This window comes from Methylorubrum sp. GM97, from assembly GCF_024347855.1.
GTDB lineage: Bacteria > Pseudomonadota > Alphaproteobacteria > Rhizobiales > Beijerinckiaceae > Methylobacterium > Methylobacterium extorquens.
Window position 1 is genome coordinate 2,443,056 of the sequence record NZ_AP025942.1, and the last position, 15,916, is coordinate 2,458,971.

The following is a 15,916-nucleotide window of genomic DNA, read 5'->3' on the forward strand; positions in this document are numbered from 1 at the left end:
CTATATCGTCGCAATCGCGCCGTCGCGCAATGCATGGCATGCGTATCTGGCGCAACGAATCCTGTGACCTCACCCGAACAGGCGCCGCGAAAGGCGTGTCAGCGATGATCGACGACATCTATAACCGCCGCATCCTGGAACTGGCCGCCGATATTCCTCGCCTCGGCCGGCTGGCGACACCGGATGCCTCCGCCACGGCCCATTCCAAGCTGTGCGGATCGACCGTCACCGTCGATCTCAGCCTGGATGCGGACGGCGTCACGGTCGCCGACTTCGCCCATGACGTGAAGGCCTGCGCGCTCGGGCAGGCCTCCTCCTCGCTGATGGCCCGCCACGTCGTCGGCGCGACGGCCGAGGAACTGCGCGCGGTTCGCGCCCGGATGCGGGCGATGCTGAAGGAGAACGGTCCCGCGCCGGAGGGCGAATGGGCCGATCTCGCCGTGCTGGAGCCGGTGCGCGACTTCCGTGCCCGTCACGCCTCCACGCTCCTGACCTTCGACGCCGTGGTGGACGCTCTCGATCAGATCGCCGCCCGCAAGGATTCCGGTAAGGGTGCCGGTTCGCCCGAGGCGGCCTGAGCCGCGTCCCGGACGGCAGGCGCCGGTTTTTCGGACAGAAGACGATGCGACGAGAGGGAGCCGACCGCCGCGTGGTTCGCCGGGCGGCGCACGGAGCGATCCGCGCCTACCAGCTCACGCTGTCCGGGCTGATCGGGCGCCAGTGCCGGCATTGGCCGTCCTGCTCGGCCTATACCGACGAGGCGATCCAGCGGCACGGCCTCTGGGCCGGCGGATGGATCGGCTTTGCCCGTATTTGTCGCTGCGGCCCGTTCGGTACGCACGGCATCGACCTCGTCCCCGAACACCTGCCGGAGCGGGCCGCATGGCACCGGCCCTGGGCCTATGGCCGCTGGCGCGGTGTCGAGGCGCCGCCGCCCCTGGTGTGCGAGGCGGTGGAAGAGCGCCGCTGACGGTTTCTTATCCCGAGGCTCGTCCGTCACGCGCCACCCGCTAGCCCGCGCCGTGCGGCCCGCAGGGATACGGAGCCGGCGCCCCAGCCAATGCGCGCACGAAAAAGCCCCGGCCTTTCGGCCGGGGCTTTTTCTCGTTTCGGTCGCTGCGTCGTCGCTTAGCGGCGGTCGCCGAGCAGCGAGAGCAGGAACTGGAACATGTTGATGAAGTCCAGGTACAGCGTCAGGGCGCCGTTGACGGACATCTTGGCCGCACCCTCGGCGTCGAGGCCGCTGTAGAGGTACATCTCCTTGAGCTTCTGCGTGTCGAAAGCGGTCAGGCCGGCGAAGATGAGAACGCCGAGCACCGAGATCGCGAACTGAAGCGCGGAAGAGGCCAGGAAGAGGTTCACCAGCGAGGCGATGATGATGCCGATCAGGCCCATCATCAGGAACGAGCCCATGCCCGACAGGCTGCGCTTCGTGGTGTAGCCGTAGAGGCTCAGGCCCGCGAAGGTCGCCGCCGTGATGAAGAACACCCGCACCACGCTGGCGCCCGTGAACACGAGCAGCAGGGTGGACATCGAGGCGCCCATCACCGCCGCGAAGGCCCAGAACATCATCCGTGCGGACGAGGCCGACATACGGTCCATCCGGAACGAGAACACGAAGATGAAGGCGAGCGGCGCCAGCATCAGCACCCACTTGAAGGGGCTGGTGTAGAGGAACTGCCCGAACGGGGTCAGAGCGAGACGGCCGGCACCGGTCTGCGCGACGGCGGCCATGTTGAGGGCGAGCGCCACGAGACCCGAGATCCCGAGGCCGACGACCATGTTGTTGTAGACGCCCAGCATGAAGCTGCGCAGGCCCTGGTCGACTTCGACCTGAGAGCCGGCGTACCCCTGCGGCTGGGCGCCGGCACGGAACGGGCTGTTGTCGAATGCCATGAAAGTTTCCCTTGAAACCTCTCGGCGCGGAGTTGTGACGGGGTCCACGCGCGACCCCTGGCGCACCGGGCGCGCCTCATGCTCGAATATGTTCGCTTGAAGAACCATAAACAAGTGGGCCTTCAGCGCACGGCCGCGTTTTCAACCTTCCTGGATAACGAAGATTTTTGTTGTTCGAACGGGATGAAAACCTTCGTTCAATCGTGGTGATGCGTTTTCAGAACTGACGGAGATAGGCAGCCGGCTTCTGTCCTAAGATGCGCCATGTGCCCGTCAGGCCCACGGCCACCGCGAAGACGACCGCGAAGGCCGCGACCGCAAGCGCGCCCATGGGGTCGGGCGCGAAGTCGAGGCGCATCACCCGGGACACGATCACCCAGCCCGCGGCCGAGCCAGCCAGGATGCCGAACAGCGCGGTGATGAGCCCGAGGGCGCCGTATTCCAGAGCGTAGGCCGAGAGCAGCCGCATCCGCGTGGCGCCGAGCACCTTCAGCACCACCGCGTCGTAGAGCCGGGCGCGGTGGCCGGCGGCGAGCGCTCCGGCCAGAACCAGCAGGCTCGCGAGCACCGCGACGACGCTGGCGCCGCGGATCGCCAGGACCAGCTTGTGCACGAGGTCGTTGACGGCATCGAGCGCGTCCTTCACCCGCACGCTCGTCACCGAAGGGAAGGCTTTCGCGGCATCGCGAACCACCTCCGCCTCCAGCTTCGGGTCGGGTCCGTTGGGCAGCGTCAGGGTCGCGAGGTCGGCATGCGGCGCGCCACGGAAGGTGCCGGGGGAGAACACCATCACGAAGTTGATGCCGAGCGAGCGCCACTCGATCTTACGCAGGTTGGCAACCCGCGCGGTGATCGGGCGGCCGAGCACGTTGACGGTCACGGTGCTGCCGACCTTGAGCCCGAGGGCGCGCGCCAGTTCGAGATCGAACGAGACCAGCGGCGTCCGACCCTCGTCCGCGCTCCACCATGCGCCCTCGACGATCGACGAGCCGTCGGGCGGGGTCTCGGCGTAGGTGATGCCCCGGTCGCCGTCGAGCACCCAGGCAGCGTCCTCCGGCGGCTTGATCTGCCCGGCCGGTACGCCGTCCAGCGCCGTGATCCGTCCGCGCATCATCGGCACCCGTTCGATCTTGGCATCGGGCGCGCGGGCGCCGAGGAAGGCCGAGAAGGCGTCCGCCTCGCGCGAGGGCACGTCGAGAAAGAACAAGCTCGGCGCGCGGCCCGGCAGCGAGCTTTCGAGCGCGCGGGTGATGTTGCTGTCGATGGCGCTGAGCGTCACCAGCAGGGTCGTGCCGAGGCCGAGCGAGAGCACCACCGCCGGGGTCAGCGCGCCGGGGCGATGGAGGTTGGCCAAGGCCATCCGCGGCACCATCCCCTTGGGCCGCGGCAGGCGCGCGGCCAGCGCCATCAGCCCCGCGGCGACGAGGCGCAGGCCGCCGAAGGCAAGGGCAGCCGCCGCCATGAAGATCAGCGCGACCTTGCGGTCGAAGGCGGTGACGAGCGCGAGGCCCGCGAGCGCGAGCAGGGCGGCGGCGAGTACGGCGAGGTAGCGCCAGCGCGGGCGGCGCGCGGCCGGATCGACGGCATCGCGGAACAGCCCGGCCACGGAGACGTCGTGGGCGCGCCCGAGTGGCAGGATCGCGAAGGCAAGCGCCGTCAGCAACCCGTAGGCGGCGGCGAGCGCGAGGCGGGCCGGGGCGATCTCGGGGTTGAGCGGCAGCGGAAGCTGGTCGCGGAGTGCGATGTCGAGGAGGAACGGCAGGGCCGCGCCGACGGCGAGACCGAGCACGGTGCTGATCGCGGCGATCAGCATCACCTGGATCAGGTAGAGCGCGACCACCTGCGAGCCCGGTGCGCCGACGCTCTTGAGGGTGGCGATGGACGCCTGCTTGCCATCGACGAAGGCGCGCGCGGCATTCGCCACGCCAACCCCGCCGACGATGAGCGCGGTCAGCCCGACGAGCGTCAGGAATTGCGTGAAGCGCTCGATGCCCTTGGCGAAGCGCGGATCGGCGTTGTCGCGCGCGCGCATTTCGAAGCCGGCCTCGGGCAGCGCCTTCTGCACCGCCGCGTTGACGGCCGTCAGGCGCGCGTCGTCGGCACCGGGCATCTGCAGGCGGTAGGTGAAGCGGTTGAGGCTGCCAGGCTGGATCAGGCCGGTGGCGCGCAGCGCGCTGAGCGAGACGAGCAGGCGCGGCCCGAAGCCGATGCCGGAGCCGATCCGGTCGGGCTCGGAGACCAGGGCGGCGCGGATCTCGATGGGAAAGCCGCCGAGCGTCACCCGGTCGCCGGGTTTGAGCCCGAGCCGGGTCAGCAAGGCCGGATCGGCAGCCGCGCCGAAAACGCCGTCCCGTTCCGCGATGAGATCCTGGACCGGCGCCTGCGGGTCCGTCTCGACCGTGCCGACCGCCGGATAGCTCGGATCGACCGCTTTCAGCTCGACCAGGGCCGCGCCGCCATCGCCCGCCACCGCCATGGCGCGCAGGCTCGCCACCTCCGAGACCGGCGCCTGCCCCTCCAGAACGGCGCGCTCGGCCGGCGTCGCCTCACGGTTGATCAGGCTGTAGGTGATGTCGCCGCCGAGAATCCGCCGGCCCTCGCGCCCGAGCCCGCCCGAGAGCGAGGCGGCAATCGAGGTGACGCCGCTGATCGCCGCGACGCCGAGCGCGATGCAGGCGATGAACACCCGGAAGCCGGAGAGCCCGCCGCGCAGCTCGCGCAAGGCCAGCCGGACGGTGAGCGGCAGACGGGAGGCGGGGACCGGCTTCGAAGAATCCGGTTGGGACAACGTGCCGTGCATGCGGGCTCGAGCGTTTCGCCACCGGTCGGGCCGGCGGGGCCAATCTGGGCATTGACGCGGCGCACGCAACTGCTCGCACCGCCGCATCGGATGCCTGCGAGTCCGGGCAGGGTCACGGCACCGTCACGGGAAGGTCGATCGTCACCCCTGTCCCGACCCCCTCCTCGCTGTCGATGGCGATCTGCCCGCGCAGGGTCGAGACGACGAGATTGTAGACGATGTGCAGGCCGAGTCCGGTGCTGCCCTTGTCACGTCCGGTGGTGAAGAACGGGTCGAAGATCCGCTGCCGGTTCTCCGGCGGGATGCCGCGTCCGTCGTCCCGCACCGTCATCCGGATCTGCGTGTCGCCGAGCCGGCTCACGTCGACGAGAAGCGTGCCGGTGCGGCCCTCGGGAAAGGCGTGGATCACGGCGTTCAGCGCGAGGTTGCTGACGACCTGCGCCAGCGCGCCGGGATAGGAATCGAGGAGGATGCCGTCGGGACAGGTGAGCCGGACCTCGTGACCCTTGCGCCGCAGGATCGGATCGAGCGTGCTCATCAACTCGGTGAGCCAGGGGCGCATCTCGAAGCGGCGCCGGTCCTCCGTCGCCTGATCGACCGCGACCTGCTTGAAGTTCTGAACCAGATCGGCGGCCCGTGTCAGGTTGGCGAAGACGAGACCCGCGCCCTCGCTCAGCCGATCGACGCTCCGCGTCAGGTCGGACCGGCGGATCTGCCCCGAGGCGACGGTCCGGCGCAGTTCGGCGAGGTCGTGGTCGAATGCGGTCGAGGTCGTCAGCGCGAGGCCGATGGGCGTGTTGATCTCGTGCGCCACGCCCGCCACGAGCTGGCCGAGCGCGGCGAGCTTCTCGGCCTGAACCAGTTGCGCCTGGGCGGCGCGCAGTTCGGCCAGGGTCGCCTCCGAGCGCTCCTTCTCGACCTGCAACTCCCCCGTGGTCCGGAACTGGCGCCGCGCGCGAAACTCCCGTGCCCCGACCCCGTAGAGCGAGAGCGCGTAGGCCGCGCCGATCTCGGCATTGTTCACGAGGGCCAAGCCGGGATTGTCGTGCGTCGCGATGGTCTCGAATAGGGCAAAGCAGGTCCAGGTCAGGACGGCGAACACCCCGAACGAGGAGACCCGCAGCGGCAGCAGCGTCGAGACGAACAGGATCACCACGATCAGCCCCGCTGCGCCGTGATCGAAGCTCGGCCGCAGGAAGACGTAGATCAGGCTGAGCATGCAGCCCGGCACGACGCAGTAGACGAGGTAGATCCATTCCGCGAAAGGCCGCGCGTCCGGTCGGCTGAGCAGGAGGGTCGCCGGCACCAGGACCAGGACGGCGACGGCGAGCCGCAGCGCGGTGGCCATGGCCCAGGCATCAGGACTGAGAATCCAGTCCATGGCCGAGAACGAGCAGAAGACGAAAGCGCCCAGCACCATCGCGGCCTGCGTGCGGCCGAGATCATCGAGCGTGAAGCTCCTCACGAACGACTGCTCCTCGTGGGGATCGTCGAAGCGAAGGCCGAGCTGAATCAGCAACTTGTGCATCGCGTCAGAGCTACACGCCGCGACGGGTCCGGGCGACGTCAAACGCGATCCGTCCCGCGGCTTTCCCCAGACCCTTCCAAGCACCGGCGCCAGCCGCTACACCGACAGCCCTTCGATCCGCCGAGCATCGGAAAGCCAGCCGTGTCGTCCCTGCGCCTGGGCGTGAACATCGATCACGTCGCCACCGTCCGCAACGCCCGCGGCGGGTTCGCGCCCGATCCGGTGCGCGCCGCCCACGAGGCCGTGGCGGCGGGCGCCGACGGCATCACCGCGCATCTGCGCGAGGACCGCCGCCATATCCGCGACGACGATATCGCGGCGTTGCGGAAGCTGCCGGTGCCGCTCAACCTCGAGATGGCGGCGACCGACGAGATGGTCGGCATCGCGCTCGCCACGCAGCCGCACGCCGCCTGCCTCGTGCCGGAGAAGCGCGAGGAGCGCACCACCGAGGGCGGCCTCGACATCATCGCCGGCCGCGCGCATCTGGCCCCGCGCATCGCCACCCTGTCGAAGGCCGGCATCCGCGTCTCGCTGTTCGTGGAGCCCGACGAGGCGGTGATGGAGGCCGCCCACGCCCTCCAAGCGCCGGTGGTCGAGCTGCATACCGGCTCCTATTGCGAGGCGGTGATCGAGGGCGATCAGAGCCGAATCGCGCACGAACTCGGCCGCATCGTGCGGGCCAGTGCGCATGGCGCCGGGCTCGGCCTCGAGATCCATGCCGGGCACGGCCTCACCGTGGAGAGCGTCGGCTCAGTGGCGGCGCTGCCGCAGATCCGCGAACTGAACATCGGCCACGCCCTGATCGCCGAGGCGATCTTCGTCGGCCTGCGGCAGGCGGTTCACGACATGCGTGCGGCGATGGACCGGGCGCGGCGGAAGGCCGAACCGTGATCCTCGGAATCGGCACTGACCTCTGCGACATCCGCCGCATCGAGGCCTCGCTCGAACGCTTCGGCGACCGCTTCACCCATCGCGTCTTCACCGACGGTGAGCGGGGCAAATGCGACCGGCGTGCCGCGCGCGGTCCGTCCTACGCCCGGCGCTTCGCCGCCAAGGAGGCCTGCGCCAAGGCGCTCGGCACCGGCATGAGCCAGGGCGTGTTCTGGCGCGACATGGAAGTCGTCAACCTGCCCAGCGGCCAGCCGACGCTCAACCTGACCGGTGGTGCGCGGGAGCACCTCGCTCGCATGGTGCCGGCGGGGCACGAGGCGCGGCTCCACCTGACGTTGACCGACGAGCCGCCCCTCGCGCAAGCCTTCGTGATCATCGAGGCGGTGCCGATCACGGCGACATCATAGGTTTGCATCCGCACATCCTCCGCGTTGCGGGGCGGCGCAGCATAGTCTAGACCCGCCGCCCAGCAGGACAGCACGGCCACCTGGGACGCGGCTGCCGATCTTACGGCGGGGCCGGAGGCTGTTTCAATCATGAGCATGGGACGCGCGCGCTTGGATCGCGAGGGCAAGACGGAGATCCGGACGGCCGAGCCCGGAACCTGGGCGAGCATCCGGGAAACCGTGAAGGTCGGCGTTCAGGCGCTGTTGATCGCGCTGGTGGTGCGGACGCTGCTGTTCCAGCCGTTCAACATCCCCTCGGGCTCGCTGATTCCGACGCTGCTGATCGGCGACTACCTGTTCGTCTCGAAATACACCTACGGCTACTCGAAATACTCCCTGCCGCTCTCCGAGTACCTGCCGTTCCAGGCGAATGGCCGGGTCTGGGCCGCCGAGCCGAAGCGCGGCGACATCGCCGTGTTCAAGCTGCCGAAGGACAACGCGACCGACTACATCAAGCGCGTGATCGGCCTGCCCGGCGACAAGATCCAGGTGATCGAGGGCGTGCTCAACATCAACGGCAAGCCGGTCAAGCGCGAGCGCATCGCCGATTACGAGACCCTGGACGCCTTCGACCAGACGGTGAAGGTCGCGCAGTACAATGAGACGCTGCCGGGCGGCGTGACGCACCGGGTGATCGAGCGCGACGGCGACCGCGGCTTCTGGGACAACACCGAAGTCTACACGGTGCCGGCCGGTCACTTCTTCATGATGGGCGACAACCGCGACAACTCCACCGATTCGCGCGACCTCGCCAGCGTCGGCTACGTGCCGTTCGAGAACTTCGTCGGCCGCGCCGAGATGATCTTCTTCTCCATCGACGAGCGTACCCCCGCCTGGCAGATCTGGCGCTGGCCGTCGGACGTGCGCTGGAGCCGCATCTTCTCGACGATTCACTGACCTTCTGACGAACGTGACAGCGACGGAACGATCCGCCGGTCTGCCTCGGGGCGGACGGCGATGAGCGAGGACGGCGAAGGCGCCGCTCGCTCCAGCCGCGCCCGGCGTGCGCATCGCCCGCGGCCGAGCCTCGCGGTGCTGGAAGCGCGCATCGGCCATGTCTTCGCCGACCCGACGCTGCTGCCGCTGGCGCTCACCCATGTGAGCAAGGCCGGCCAGTCCGGCCGAGTCGGCAGCTACCAGCGCCTCGAATTTTTGGGCGACCGGGTGCTCGGGCTCGCGGTGGCCGAGACGCTCTACAAGGCGCTGCCCGGCGCGGAGGAGGGCGAGCTGTCGCGCCGCCTCGCCGGCCTCGTGCGGCGCGAGACCTGCGCCGTGGTGGCCGAGGCCTGGGAGGTCGGGCCGCATCTCAATCTCGGCCCCGGCGAGATCCAGACCGGCGGGCGGCGCAACCAGACCATTCTGGCCGACGTCTGCGAGGCGATTCTCGGCGCGGTGTTCCTCGACGCCGGCTACGAGGCGACGCGGGCGATCGTGCAGCGCGCCTTCCGCCCGGGCGAGGAAACCGCGGCCCCGCGCGGGCGCGACGCGAAATCGGCCTTGCAGGAATGGGCAATGGCGCGCAGCCTCGCGATCCCGGTCTACGAGGTGGTGGAACGCTCCGGGCCCGACCACGCCCCGGTCTTCCGGATCGCGGCACGGGTCGAAGGCATCGAACCCGGCTACGGTGAGGGCGCCTCGAAGCGCGTCGCCGAGCAGGAGGCGGCCCGCGCCGTACTCGCCCGCGAGGGCATCGGCGGGACGCAAGGGAGGGATGGATCGAGTGGTTGAGTCGCGGATGGTCGAATCGGATGTCTGAGCACGAGCCGGAACACGAGGCTGACGAGGACGGCGCCCCGCAGGAACAGCGGCAGGACGCGCAGGGTCAGCCGCGCGAAGAGACGCGTGCGGGCTTCGTCGCGCTGATCGGCGTGCCGAATGCGGGCAAGTCGACCCTGCTGAACGCGCTCGTCGGCGCCAAGGTCTCGATCGTTTCGCGAAAGGTCCAGACGACGCGGGCGCTGGTGCGCGGCATCGTCATGGAGGGCAACGCGCAGATCGTGCTGGTGGATACGCCCGGCATCTTCGCCCCGAAGCGCCGCCTCGACCGGGCGATGGTGCATTCCGCCTGGAGCGGCGCGGCGGATGCCGACGCGATCTGCCTGCTGATCGATGCCCGGAAAGGCGTGGACGAGGAGGTCGAGACCATCCTGCGCCGCCTGCCCGAGGTGAAGCGGCCCAAGATCCTGATCCTCAACAAGATCGACCTGATCGCCCGCGAGCGCCTGCTCGAACTGGTGGCCAAGCTCAACGCGATGGTGCCGTTCGAGGACACCTTCCTGATCTCGGCGCTCAAGGGCGACGGCATCGCCGACCTGCGCAAGGCGCTGGCCGCCCGGATGCCGCCGAGCCCGTGGCTCTATCCCGAGGATCAGATCTCCGACGCGCCGCTGCGCATGCTGGCCGCCGAGATCACCCGGGAAAAGATCTACGACCGCCTGCACGAGGAACTGCCCTACCGCTCCACCGTCGAGACCGACCAGTGGCAGGTGCGGCCCGACGGCTCGGTGCGGATCGAGCAGACGATCTTCGTCGAGCGCGAGAGCCAGCGCTCGATCGTGCTGGGCAAGAATGGCCAGACCATCAAGGCGATCGGGCAGGCGGCCCGCATCGAGATCACCGAGGCGGCCGAGGCCAAGGTGCACCTGTTCCTGCACGTGAAGGTCCGCGAGAACTGGGCCGACGATCCCGCGCGCTATCGCGAGATGGGCCTCGAATTCCCGACCGGCTGACCTCTATTCCCTCATCCATCCCATCCTCGTCCTCATCCTGAGGTGCCTGCGCGAGCGGGCTTTGACGGATCCTCCAGGGATCGCGCGGGATCTGGACGATCCTTCGAGGCCGCCGCTCCGCGTCGGCACCTCAGGATGAGGGCGAGGGCTGGACGGATCATGATGCCGATGGCCACAGCCTGAATGCCGACTCCTATGCCTCACACCGATTCCGACATCCGGGCCATCCTCTACGGCCTCCCGCCGGCCGATCTGGCGGAGGTGCCCGAGGGCGCCGCCCAGGTTTCGCCGCTGATTCCCGGCTCGGCGCGGCTGGAGGATGTCGCCGAGGCGAGCCTCGATGCCGCCCTGCTGCTGGCCCCGCCCGGCACGGCGGAGCGGCGCTACGCCTTGGCACTCGCGATCCGGGCCGTGAAGCCCGGCGGGCGGCTGGTGGCGATGGCGCCCAAGGACAAGGGTGGCACCCGGCTCGCCAAGGAGCTGCGCGGCTTCGGCTGCGCCGTCACCGACGAGCCGCGCCGCCACCACCGCATCTGCACGGCGACGCGTCCCGAAATGCCCGCCGGCATCGAGGCCGCTCTGGCGGGCGGCGCACCGCGCCACATCGACAACCTCGCACTCTGCACGCAGCCCGGCATCTTCTCCTGGGACCGGCTCGATCCCGGCAGCGCCCTGCTGCTGCGGCACCTGCCCGCTCTCTCGGGGCGCGGGGCCGATTTCGGCTGCGGCCTCGGCATCCTGGCCCGCGCGGTGCTGAAATCGCCGAAAGTCGCATCGCTCGCCCTGATCGACATCGACCGCCGCGCCATCGAGATGGCCCGCCGCAACGTCGGCGAGCCGGGCGCGACCCTGCATTGGGCGGATCTGCGCAGCGCCGAGCCTGCCCTGTCGGGCCTCGACTTCGTCGTCACCAACCCGCCCTTCCACGATGGCGGCGCCGAGGATCAGGCGCTCGGCCAAGCCTTCATCACCCGCGCGGCGGCGGTGCTGCGGCCGAGCGGAACGCTCTATCTCGTCGCCAACACCCACTTGCCCTATGAGGCGCCTCTGCGCGCCGCCTTCCGAACCGTCACGACGCTGGCGACGGAGGGGGGCTACAAGCTGTTCGAGGCACGCAAATGAAGGCGCTCCGCCTCGACCGGCTGCTGGCCAATCTCGGCTACGGCTCGCGCCGCGAGGTCGAGGGGCTGGCCCGCGCCGGTCTCGTCCGCCTCGACGGGCAGGCCCTGCGGGACGCGTCACAGCGCATCCCGCTGGAGCCCGATCTCTCCGCCCGGATGACGGTGCAGGGTGAGGCGCTCGATCCGCTGCCGGGCGTCTGCCTGATGCTGCACAAGCCGCTTGGCGTCACCTGCTCGCACAAGGAAGTCGGGCCGCTGGTCTACAGCCTGCTGCTCGAGCGCTGGCGGCGGCGCGATCCGGCGCTCTCCACGGTCGGGCGCCTCGACAAGGAGACCTCGGGCCTCTTGCTGATGACCGATGACGGCGCGCTTCTGCACCGGATCATCTCGCCGAAGGCCAAGGTCTCCAAGCGCTACCGGGTGACGCTGGCCCGTCCGCTCCAGGGCGACGAGACCGCGATCCTCGCCTCGGGCGAGATGATGTTGGAGGGCGAGGACAAGCCGCTCCTGCCGGTGGAGATGGAGACCGACGACCCGACCCATTGCACGGTGACCCTGCACGAGGGCCGCTACCATCAGGTCCGGCGGATGTTCGCCGCGCTCGGCAACCATGTCGATGCGCTTCACCGCGACCGCGTCGGCGGCTTGGCGCTCCCCGCCGACCTGCCGGCGGGGGAATTCCGGATCCTGGGGCCGGGCGAGATCGCTACGGTGTTCGAGGGGTAACGATTTATCCGGCCACGGCCCTGCGCCGTGCGAGGCGCCGGTCGAGGAGAACCAACGCCCATCCGACGCCGAGGAAGGCCGCCGCGATCGCCCCGGCATAGGCCGCGACCGGACCCCAGCCGATCTTCCCCACATCGAGGAACGGGTAGGGATAGCGCGCGTCATAGGCGCCGCGCAGGAGCGTGTAGCCGAGGTAGATCAGCGGGTAGCTCGCAAACAGCGCGAGGTCGCGCCCTGCGAGCCGCCCCTTCGGCACGAAGGCGAGCCAGAACAGCGGCACCAGCACCGGCAGCACTTGGTGGAGCAGGATGTCGCCGACGAGGTCGCCGCCGCGCAGGGTCCTGACCCCGTAGAGCAGCAGCCGCTGCACGAGTCCGACGAGCAGGGTCGCGAGCACCGTCGTTGCGACGAGCCGGGGCTGGGACAGGGCCGGCACCCGCAGCGCGATCCCGCCGAACACCGCGAGGACGAGGAGTCCGGTGAGGTTCGTGAAATAGGCGGCCATGATCCAGGCCGTGAGCGGCACCGAGCCGGTTCGGCCGAACACGGCGGAGAAGCCGAACCCGACGCCGACGGCGGCGCAGAGCGCGATCAGGGAAGCGGCGAGGCGGGCGGAGCGGGAAGTCATCGTTCGCGGCGTCGGCATCCGAGTCGGGGTGTCGTTCTGGCCGCGCTTCGCAACCCGGCGATGACGCGTGCTGCTTCCGGCCGCGGCGCCGGGGTGATGAAGCGTCGCGACAAGAGATTGGGATTCTGGGTCAAGTCGCGAGCGTTGAAATCCGGTTCCGGCAAATGTGAAGGTTCGGGCGGCACGGCGCATCCCGCATTCTTCGCGCCGGTGCCGATTTTTCGACTGAGGACACCCCATCATGCTCGGGCGGATTGTCGTTGTCGCGGGGCTGCTTTTTGCCCCACTCTCCGCCCTGGCCGTCGAGACCGCGCCGACCGAAGGCCAGGACTACGCCGCGGCCAAAGGCTGGTACGAGAAGGCCGCCGCCGCGGGTGATGCCACCGCGATGCACAAGCTCGGCCTCCTCTTCGAGGAGGGCCAGGGCGTCGCGCAGGATTATGCCGCCGCCCGAGGCTGGTACGAGAAGGCCGCCGCCAAGGGGCTGGCGGAGTCGATGTACAATCTCGGCATTCTCGACGAGTTCGGCCGGGGCGTGGCGCAGGACTACCCGGCCGCCAAGGGCTGGTACGACAAGGCGGCCGCCGCAGGTGATGCGGACGCCATGCAGAAGCTCGGCTACTTCTACGACGTCGGCCAGGGCGTGCCGCAGGACTATGCCACGGCCAGGGGCTGGTACGAGAAGGCAGCGGCCGGGGGCAGCGCCAGTGCCATGAACAATCTCGGCGTGCTGTACGAGAACGGGCAGGGCGTGAAGCAGGACTATGCCCGCGCCAAGGCCTGGTACGAGAAGGCCGCCGCCGCCGACACGGCGGACGCCATGCGCAGCATCGGGCGTCTGTATCTCAATGGCCTCGGCGTGACGCAGGATTATGCCGCCGCCAAGGGCTGGTTCGAGAAGGCCGCGAGCGCGGGCAGCGCGGAGGCCATGAACGACCTCGGCCTCGTCTATGAGGACGGGCAGGGCGTTGCGAAAGACGATGCCGCCGCCAAGGGCTGGTACGAGAAGGGCGCCGAGGCGGGCAATCCGTTCGCCATGACCAATCTCGGCTCTCTGTACGAGAACGGACAGGGCGTGAAGCAGGACTACGCCACGGCCAAGCTCTGGTACGAGAAGGCCGCTGCGGCCGACAACCCGGATGGCATGCGCGGTCTCGGCCTCCTCTACGGGAACGGCCGGGGCGTGACGCAGGACTACGCGACGGCCAAGCTTTGGTACGACAAGGCCGCGAACGCGGGCAGCGCCTTCGCCATGAACGATCTCGGCATCCTGTACGACAACGGTCAGGGCGTGAAGCAGGACTACGCGACGGCCAAGCTCTGGTATGAAAAGGCCGCTGCCGCGGGCAATGCCCAGTCCATTTACAATCTCGGTGCCCTGTACGAGAACGGCCAGGGCGTGAAAAAGGACTACGGAGCGGCCAAGCTCTGGTACGAGAAGGCGGCGGATGCGGGGAGTCCGGAGGGCATGTCCGCCCTCGGCACCCTCTACGCCGAGGGGTGGGGCGTGGCGCGCGACCGGAGCGCCGCCAAGCTCTGGTATGAAAAGGCCGCCGCCCTCGGCGACACGGGCGCGATGCAGAAGATCGCCGCCCTGTTCGAGAAGGGCACGGGCAAAGCGGGCGCCAAACGCTAGAGCGCATTCCGACGAAGTGGTCACCGGTTCGTCGAAAGAATGCGCGACACAACAAAGACCTAGAGGCGCCGGCCTGATGCAATCAGGTCGGATACGGCTCTAGCGCGTCGTCTCGAAGGGGCGAGGCCGGCTTTCGAGAGAAGACGATGCCGCCGGGGATGCCTTGACAGGGGAGGGCGGCTGCCGGAGGCGGTTTCGCCGTGCTGCTCGATCTCCTGCATCTCCTCACCACGCCCGCGCCGCGGGTCCAGCGCCGGCTCGGCTACCTGCGCGACAGCATCTGGCTGATGTCGCGGGCGCGCCGCTGCCGCCGGGCCTGGGCGCCGCATCTGGAGGCGAGCCAGGCGGTGATGCGCGCGGCCATCGCCGCCACCGAGCGGCGCGACACCGCCGTGGTGCTCGGCTCCGGGCTCCTGCTCGATGTGCCGCTGGCGGATCTCGCCGCGGCTTTCCGGCGGGTAGTGCTGGTCGATGCCGTGCATCTCGCGCCCGCCCGGCGCGCGATCCGCGCCTTACCCAACGTCGAGATGCTGACGGCGGATCTGAGCGGCGCGATGGCGTTGATGACCGGCGCGGCGCGCGATCTCGACCTCCGCCTCCCGCCGGTCTGCGCCGAGCCGGGCACCGGTCTCGTCATCTCGGCCAACCTGCTCTCGCAACTGCCGATCCGCCCGGTCGAGCGGTTGGAAGCCTCACGCCGCCCCTTCGGGCCCTGGACGCCGGAGGACGGCGACGCCTTCGGCCGGCGGATCGTCGAGGGCCATCTCGACGCCCTGGCCGGGCTCACGGCGCGGGTCTGCCTCGTCACCGACCTCGACGAGACCGAGGAGGACCGAGAGGGGCAGGTCCATGCGCGGCACGACCTTCTCTACGGCGTATCGCTTGGAAGCCCCGAGCGGGCCTGGACCTGGGAGCTTGCTCCGTTCGGCGAAACCGCGCGCCACCGGTGCCTGATCCATCGTGTGGCTGGGTTTTCGGATTGGCGACCGTGAGGTCAGCGGGCGTGCTCATCGCAGCCTGGATTCGCAGAACTCTCAGAGCAAAATAAGAAGAGCGATCCGGCTGTTCGGCTGTCCGGCAATCCCGAAGGGTTTATCTGGCGAGATCATCCGACATTTCCCGATCGATTGCAGGATCGAGGCGGATTGTTCGGAAGATTAGATCGGGAAAAAGCAGAAAAGACCTTCGGGAGGTTTTGGTACGATGCGCCGCTTCTCCGCCCTGTTCCTCGCCGCGACCCTCGTGCCCGGTGCCGCCAGCGCCCTGTCGATGACCGACACGCTGGAGGCCTGGAAGCAGAGCTCGGCCCTGGATCGCCTCCAGCTCGCGACCCGCTTCGGCAAGTCGTTCGTGTCGGTCAACGAGAGTTTCACCGCGGGCTACTTCGTCAAATGCATCGACGAGGTGGCGGGCTACTCCAATTCGCAGAAGGCCAAGATCGAGGATGCGGTGCGCGAATGCGTCGCCTCGCAGCTCCGGATGACCGGCAAGGGGCAGGCGGACGAGTAGCCGCTC

The 15,916-nt window shown here is 69.2% G+C and carries 16 protein-coding genes; 12 read left to right on the top strand and 4 right to left on the bottom strand.

Translation table 11 applies throughout. The annotated features are described in order from the left end of the window. Nucleotides 1-104: 104 nt before the first annotated feature. On the top strand, nt 105-578 hold the full coding sequence (locus MSPGM_RS11445) for an iron-sulfur cluster assembly scaffold protein (RefSeq protein WP_003603914.1): 474 nt from the start codon (nt 105-107) through the stop codon (nt 576-578). Between the two features lie 44 nt (nt 579-622). Further along, the gene (gene yidD, locus MSPGM_RS11450; RefSeq protein WP_003603915.1) at nt 623-970 is read left to right on the top strand and encodes a membrane protein insertion efficiency factor YidD; all 348 of its coding nucleotides are present in this window, start codon (nt 623-625) and stop codon (nt 968-970) included. Between the two features lie 158 nt (nt 971-1,128). Here the strand turns inward: yidD and MSPGM_RS11455 are convergent, their stop codons facing one another. The 3 genes from MSPGM_RS11455 to MSPGM_RS11465 all read right to left on the bottom strand — a co-directional run bounded on the left by MSPGM_RS11455 (nt 1,129) and on the right by MSPGM_RS11465 (nt 6,224). Continuing rightward, a complete protein-coding gene (locus MSPGM_RS11455) occupies nt 1,129-1,896 on the bottom strand; it encodes a Bax inhibitor-1/YccA family protein (protein ID WP_003603916.1) in 768 nt (255 codons plus the stop codon). A gap of 217 nt (nt 1,897-2,113) precedes the next feature. Next, nucleotides 2,114-4,696 carry an ABC transporter permease gene (locus MSPGM_RS11460; RefSeq protein WP_012752807.1) on the bottom strand — a complete coding sequence of 861 codons (2,583 nt, stop codon included), beginning with the start codon at nt 4,694-4,696 and terminating at the stop codon, nt 2,114-2,116. 112 nt (nt 4,697-4,808) lie between these two features. Then, nucleotides 4,809-6,224: a sensor histidine kinase gene (locus tag MSPGM_RS11465; RefSeq protein WP_003598777.1), complete on the bottom strand. Its 1,416-nt coding sequence runs from the start codon at nt 6,222-6,224 to the stop codon at nt 4,809-4,811. A gap of 141 nt (nt 6,225-6,365) precedes the next feature. Here MSPGM_RS11465 and MSPGM_RS11470 point away from each other — a divergent pair, with 141 nt between their 5' ends. From MSPGM_RS11470 to MSPGM_RS11500, 7 genes are all read left to right on the top strand, one after another. Beyond that, the gene (locus MSPGM_RS11470) at nt 6,366-7,115 is read left to right on the top strand and encodes a pyridoxine 5'-phosphate synthase (RefSeq protein ID WP_003598775.1); all 750 of its coding nucleotides are present in this window, start codon (nt 6,366-6,368) and stop codon (nt 7,113-7,115) included. Then, nucleotides 7,112-7,522: a holo-ACP synthase gene (acpS, locus tag MSPGM_RS11475; RefSeq protein ID WP_003598774.1), complete on the top strand. Its 411-nt coding sequence runs from the start codon at nt 7,112-7,114 to the stop codon at nt 7,520-7,522. Before MSPGM_RS11470 ends, acpS begins: the two co-directional genes overlap by 4 nt. A 129-nt stretch (nt 7,523-7,651) precedes the next feature. Further along, nucleotides 7,652-8,458: a signal peptidase I gene (gene lepB / locus MSPGM_RS11480; RefSeq protein WP_003598773.1), complete on the top strand. Its 807-nt coding sequence runs from the start codon at nt 7,652-7,654 to the stop codon at nt 8,456-8,458. Nucleotides 8,459-8,518: 60 nt separating this feature from the next. Next, nucleotides 8,519-9,289 carry a ribonuclease III gene (gene rnc / locus MSPGM_RS11485; RefSeq protein ID WP_003598771.1) on the top strand — a complete coding sequence of 257 codons (771 nt, stop codon included), beginning with the start codon at nt 8,519-8,521 and terminating at the stop codon, nt 9,287-9,289. Nucleotides 9,290-9,309: 20 nt separating this feature from the next. Beyond that, complete coding sequence (gene era, locus MSPGM_RS11490) at nt 9,310-10,290, top strand: GTPase Era (RefSeq protein ID WP_003598769.1); 981 nt, start codon at nt 9,310-9,312, stop codon at nt 10,288-10,290. 195 nt (nt 10,291-10,485) lie between these two features. After that, complete coding sequence (locus tag MSPGM_RS11495) at nt 10,486-11,412, top strand: class I SAM-dependent methyltransferase (RefSeq protein ID WP_003598768.1); 927 nt, start codon at nt 10,486-10,488, stop codon at nt 11,410-11,412. Next, nucleotides 11,409-12,137, top strand: coding sequence for a pseudouridine synthase (locus MSPGM_RS11500; RefSeq protein WP_261926378.1), 729 nt, complete (start codon nt 11,409-11,411; stop codon nt 12,135-12,137). Before MSPGM_RS11495 ends, MSPGM_RS11500 begins: the two co-directional genes overlap by 4 nt. Nucleotides 12,138-12,141: 4 nt before the next feature. Here MSPGM_RS11500 and MSPGM_RS11505 read toward each other — a convergent pair whose 3' ends face one another. After that, nucleotides 12,142-12,765 carry a Pr6Pr family membrane protein gene (locus MSPGM_RS11505; protein WP_003598764.1) on the bottom strand — a complete coding sequence of 208 codons (624 nt, stop codon included), beginning with the start codon at nt 12,763-12,765 and terminating at the stop codon, nt 12,142-12,144. Between the two features lie 241 nt (nt 12,766-13,006). Here MSPGM_RS11505 and MSPGM_RS11510 point away from each other — a divergent pair, with 241 nt between their 5' ends. The 3 genes from MSPGM_RS11510 to MSPGM_RS11520 all read left to right on the top strand — a co-directional run bounded on the left by MSPGM_RS11510 (nt 13,007) and on the right by MSPGM_RS11520 (nt 15,910). Beyond that, nucleotides 13,007-14,401 (top strand): SEL1-like repeat protein, encoded by a 1,395-nt coding sequence (locus MSPGM_RS11510; protein ID WP_003598762.1) that lies wholly within the window; start codon nt 13,007-13,009, stop codon nt 14,399-14,401. A gap of 200 nt (nt 14,402-14,601) precedes the next feature. Then, entirely contained in the window at nt 14,602-15,393 is a 792-nt protein-coding gene (locus MSPGM_RS11515) for a hypothetical protein (protein WP_012752809.1), read from the top strand. A 211-nt stretch (nt 15,394-15,604) separates the two neighbouring features. After that, nucleotides 15,605-15,910 (top strand): hypothetical protein, encoded by a 306-nt coding sequence (locus MSPGM_RS11520; protein ID WP_003598758.1) that lies wholly within the window; start codon nt 15,605-15,607, stop codon nt 15,908-15,910. Nucleotides 15,911-15,916: the final 6 nt, after the last annotated feature.

What these genes read in the sequence shown, in the direction of transcription:
- yidD (WP_003603915.1), top strand. Translation starts at nt 623, where the DNA reads ATGCGACGAGAGGGAGCCGACCGCCGCGTGGTTCGCCGGGCGGCGCAC.
- MSPGM_RS11520 (WP_003598758.1), top strand. Translation starts at nt 15,605, where the DNA reads ATGCGCCGCTTCTCCGCCCTGTTCCTCGCCGCGACCCTCGTGCCCGGT.
- MSPGM_RS11445 (WP_003603914.1), top strand. Translation starts at nt 105, where the DNA reads ATGATCGACGACATCTATAACCGCCGCATCCTGGAACTGGCCGCCGAT.
- MSPGM_RS11455 (WP_003603916.1), bottom strand. Translation starts at nt 1,896, where the DNA reads ATGGCATTCGACAACAGCCCGTTCCGTGCCGGCGCCCAGCCGCAGGGG.
- MSPGM_RS11510 (WP_003598762.1), top strand. Translation starts at nt 13,007, where the DNA reads ATGCTCGGGCGGATTGTCGTTGTCGCGGGGCTGCTTTTTGCCCCACTC.
- MSPGM_RS11460 (WP_012752807.1), bottom strand. Translation starts at nt 4,696, where the DNA reads ATGCACGGCACGTTGTCCCAACCGGATTCTTCGAAGCCGGTCCCCGCC.
- MSPGM_RS11500 (WP_261926378.1), top strand. Translation starts at nt 11,409, where the DNA reads ATGAAGGCGCTCCGCCTCGACCGGCTGCTGGCCAATCTCGGCTACGGC.
- lepB (WP_003598773.1), top strand. Translation starts at nt 7,652, where the DNA reads ATGAGCATGGGACGCGCGCGCTTGGATCGCGAGGGCAAGACGGAGATC.
- MSPGM_RS11495 (WP_003598768.1), top strand. Translation starts at nt 10,486, where the DNA reads ATGCCTCACACCGATTCCGACATCCGGGCCATCCTCTACGGCCTCCCG.
- era (WP_003598769.1), top strand. Translation starts at nt 9,310, where the DNA reads ATGTCTGAGCACGAGCCGGAACACGAGGCTGACGAGGACGGCGCCCCG.
- MSPGM_RS11505 (WP_003598764.1), bottom strand. Translation starts at nt 12,765, where the DNA reads ATGACTTCCCGCTCCGCCCGCCTCGCCGCTTCCCTGATCGCGCTCTGC.
- MSPGM_RS11465 (WP_003598777.1), bottom strand. Translation starts at nt 6,224, where the DNA reads ATGCACAAGTTGCTGATTCAGCTCGGCCTTCGCTTCGACGATCCCCAC.
- rnc (WP_003598771.1), top strand. Translation starts at nt 8,519, where the DNA reads ATGAGCGAGGACGGCGAAGGCGCCGCTCGCTCCAGCCGCGCCCGGCGT.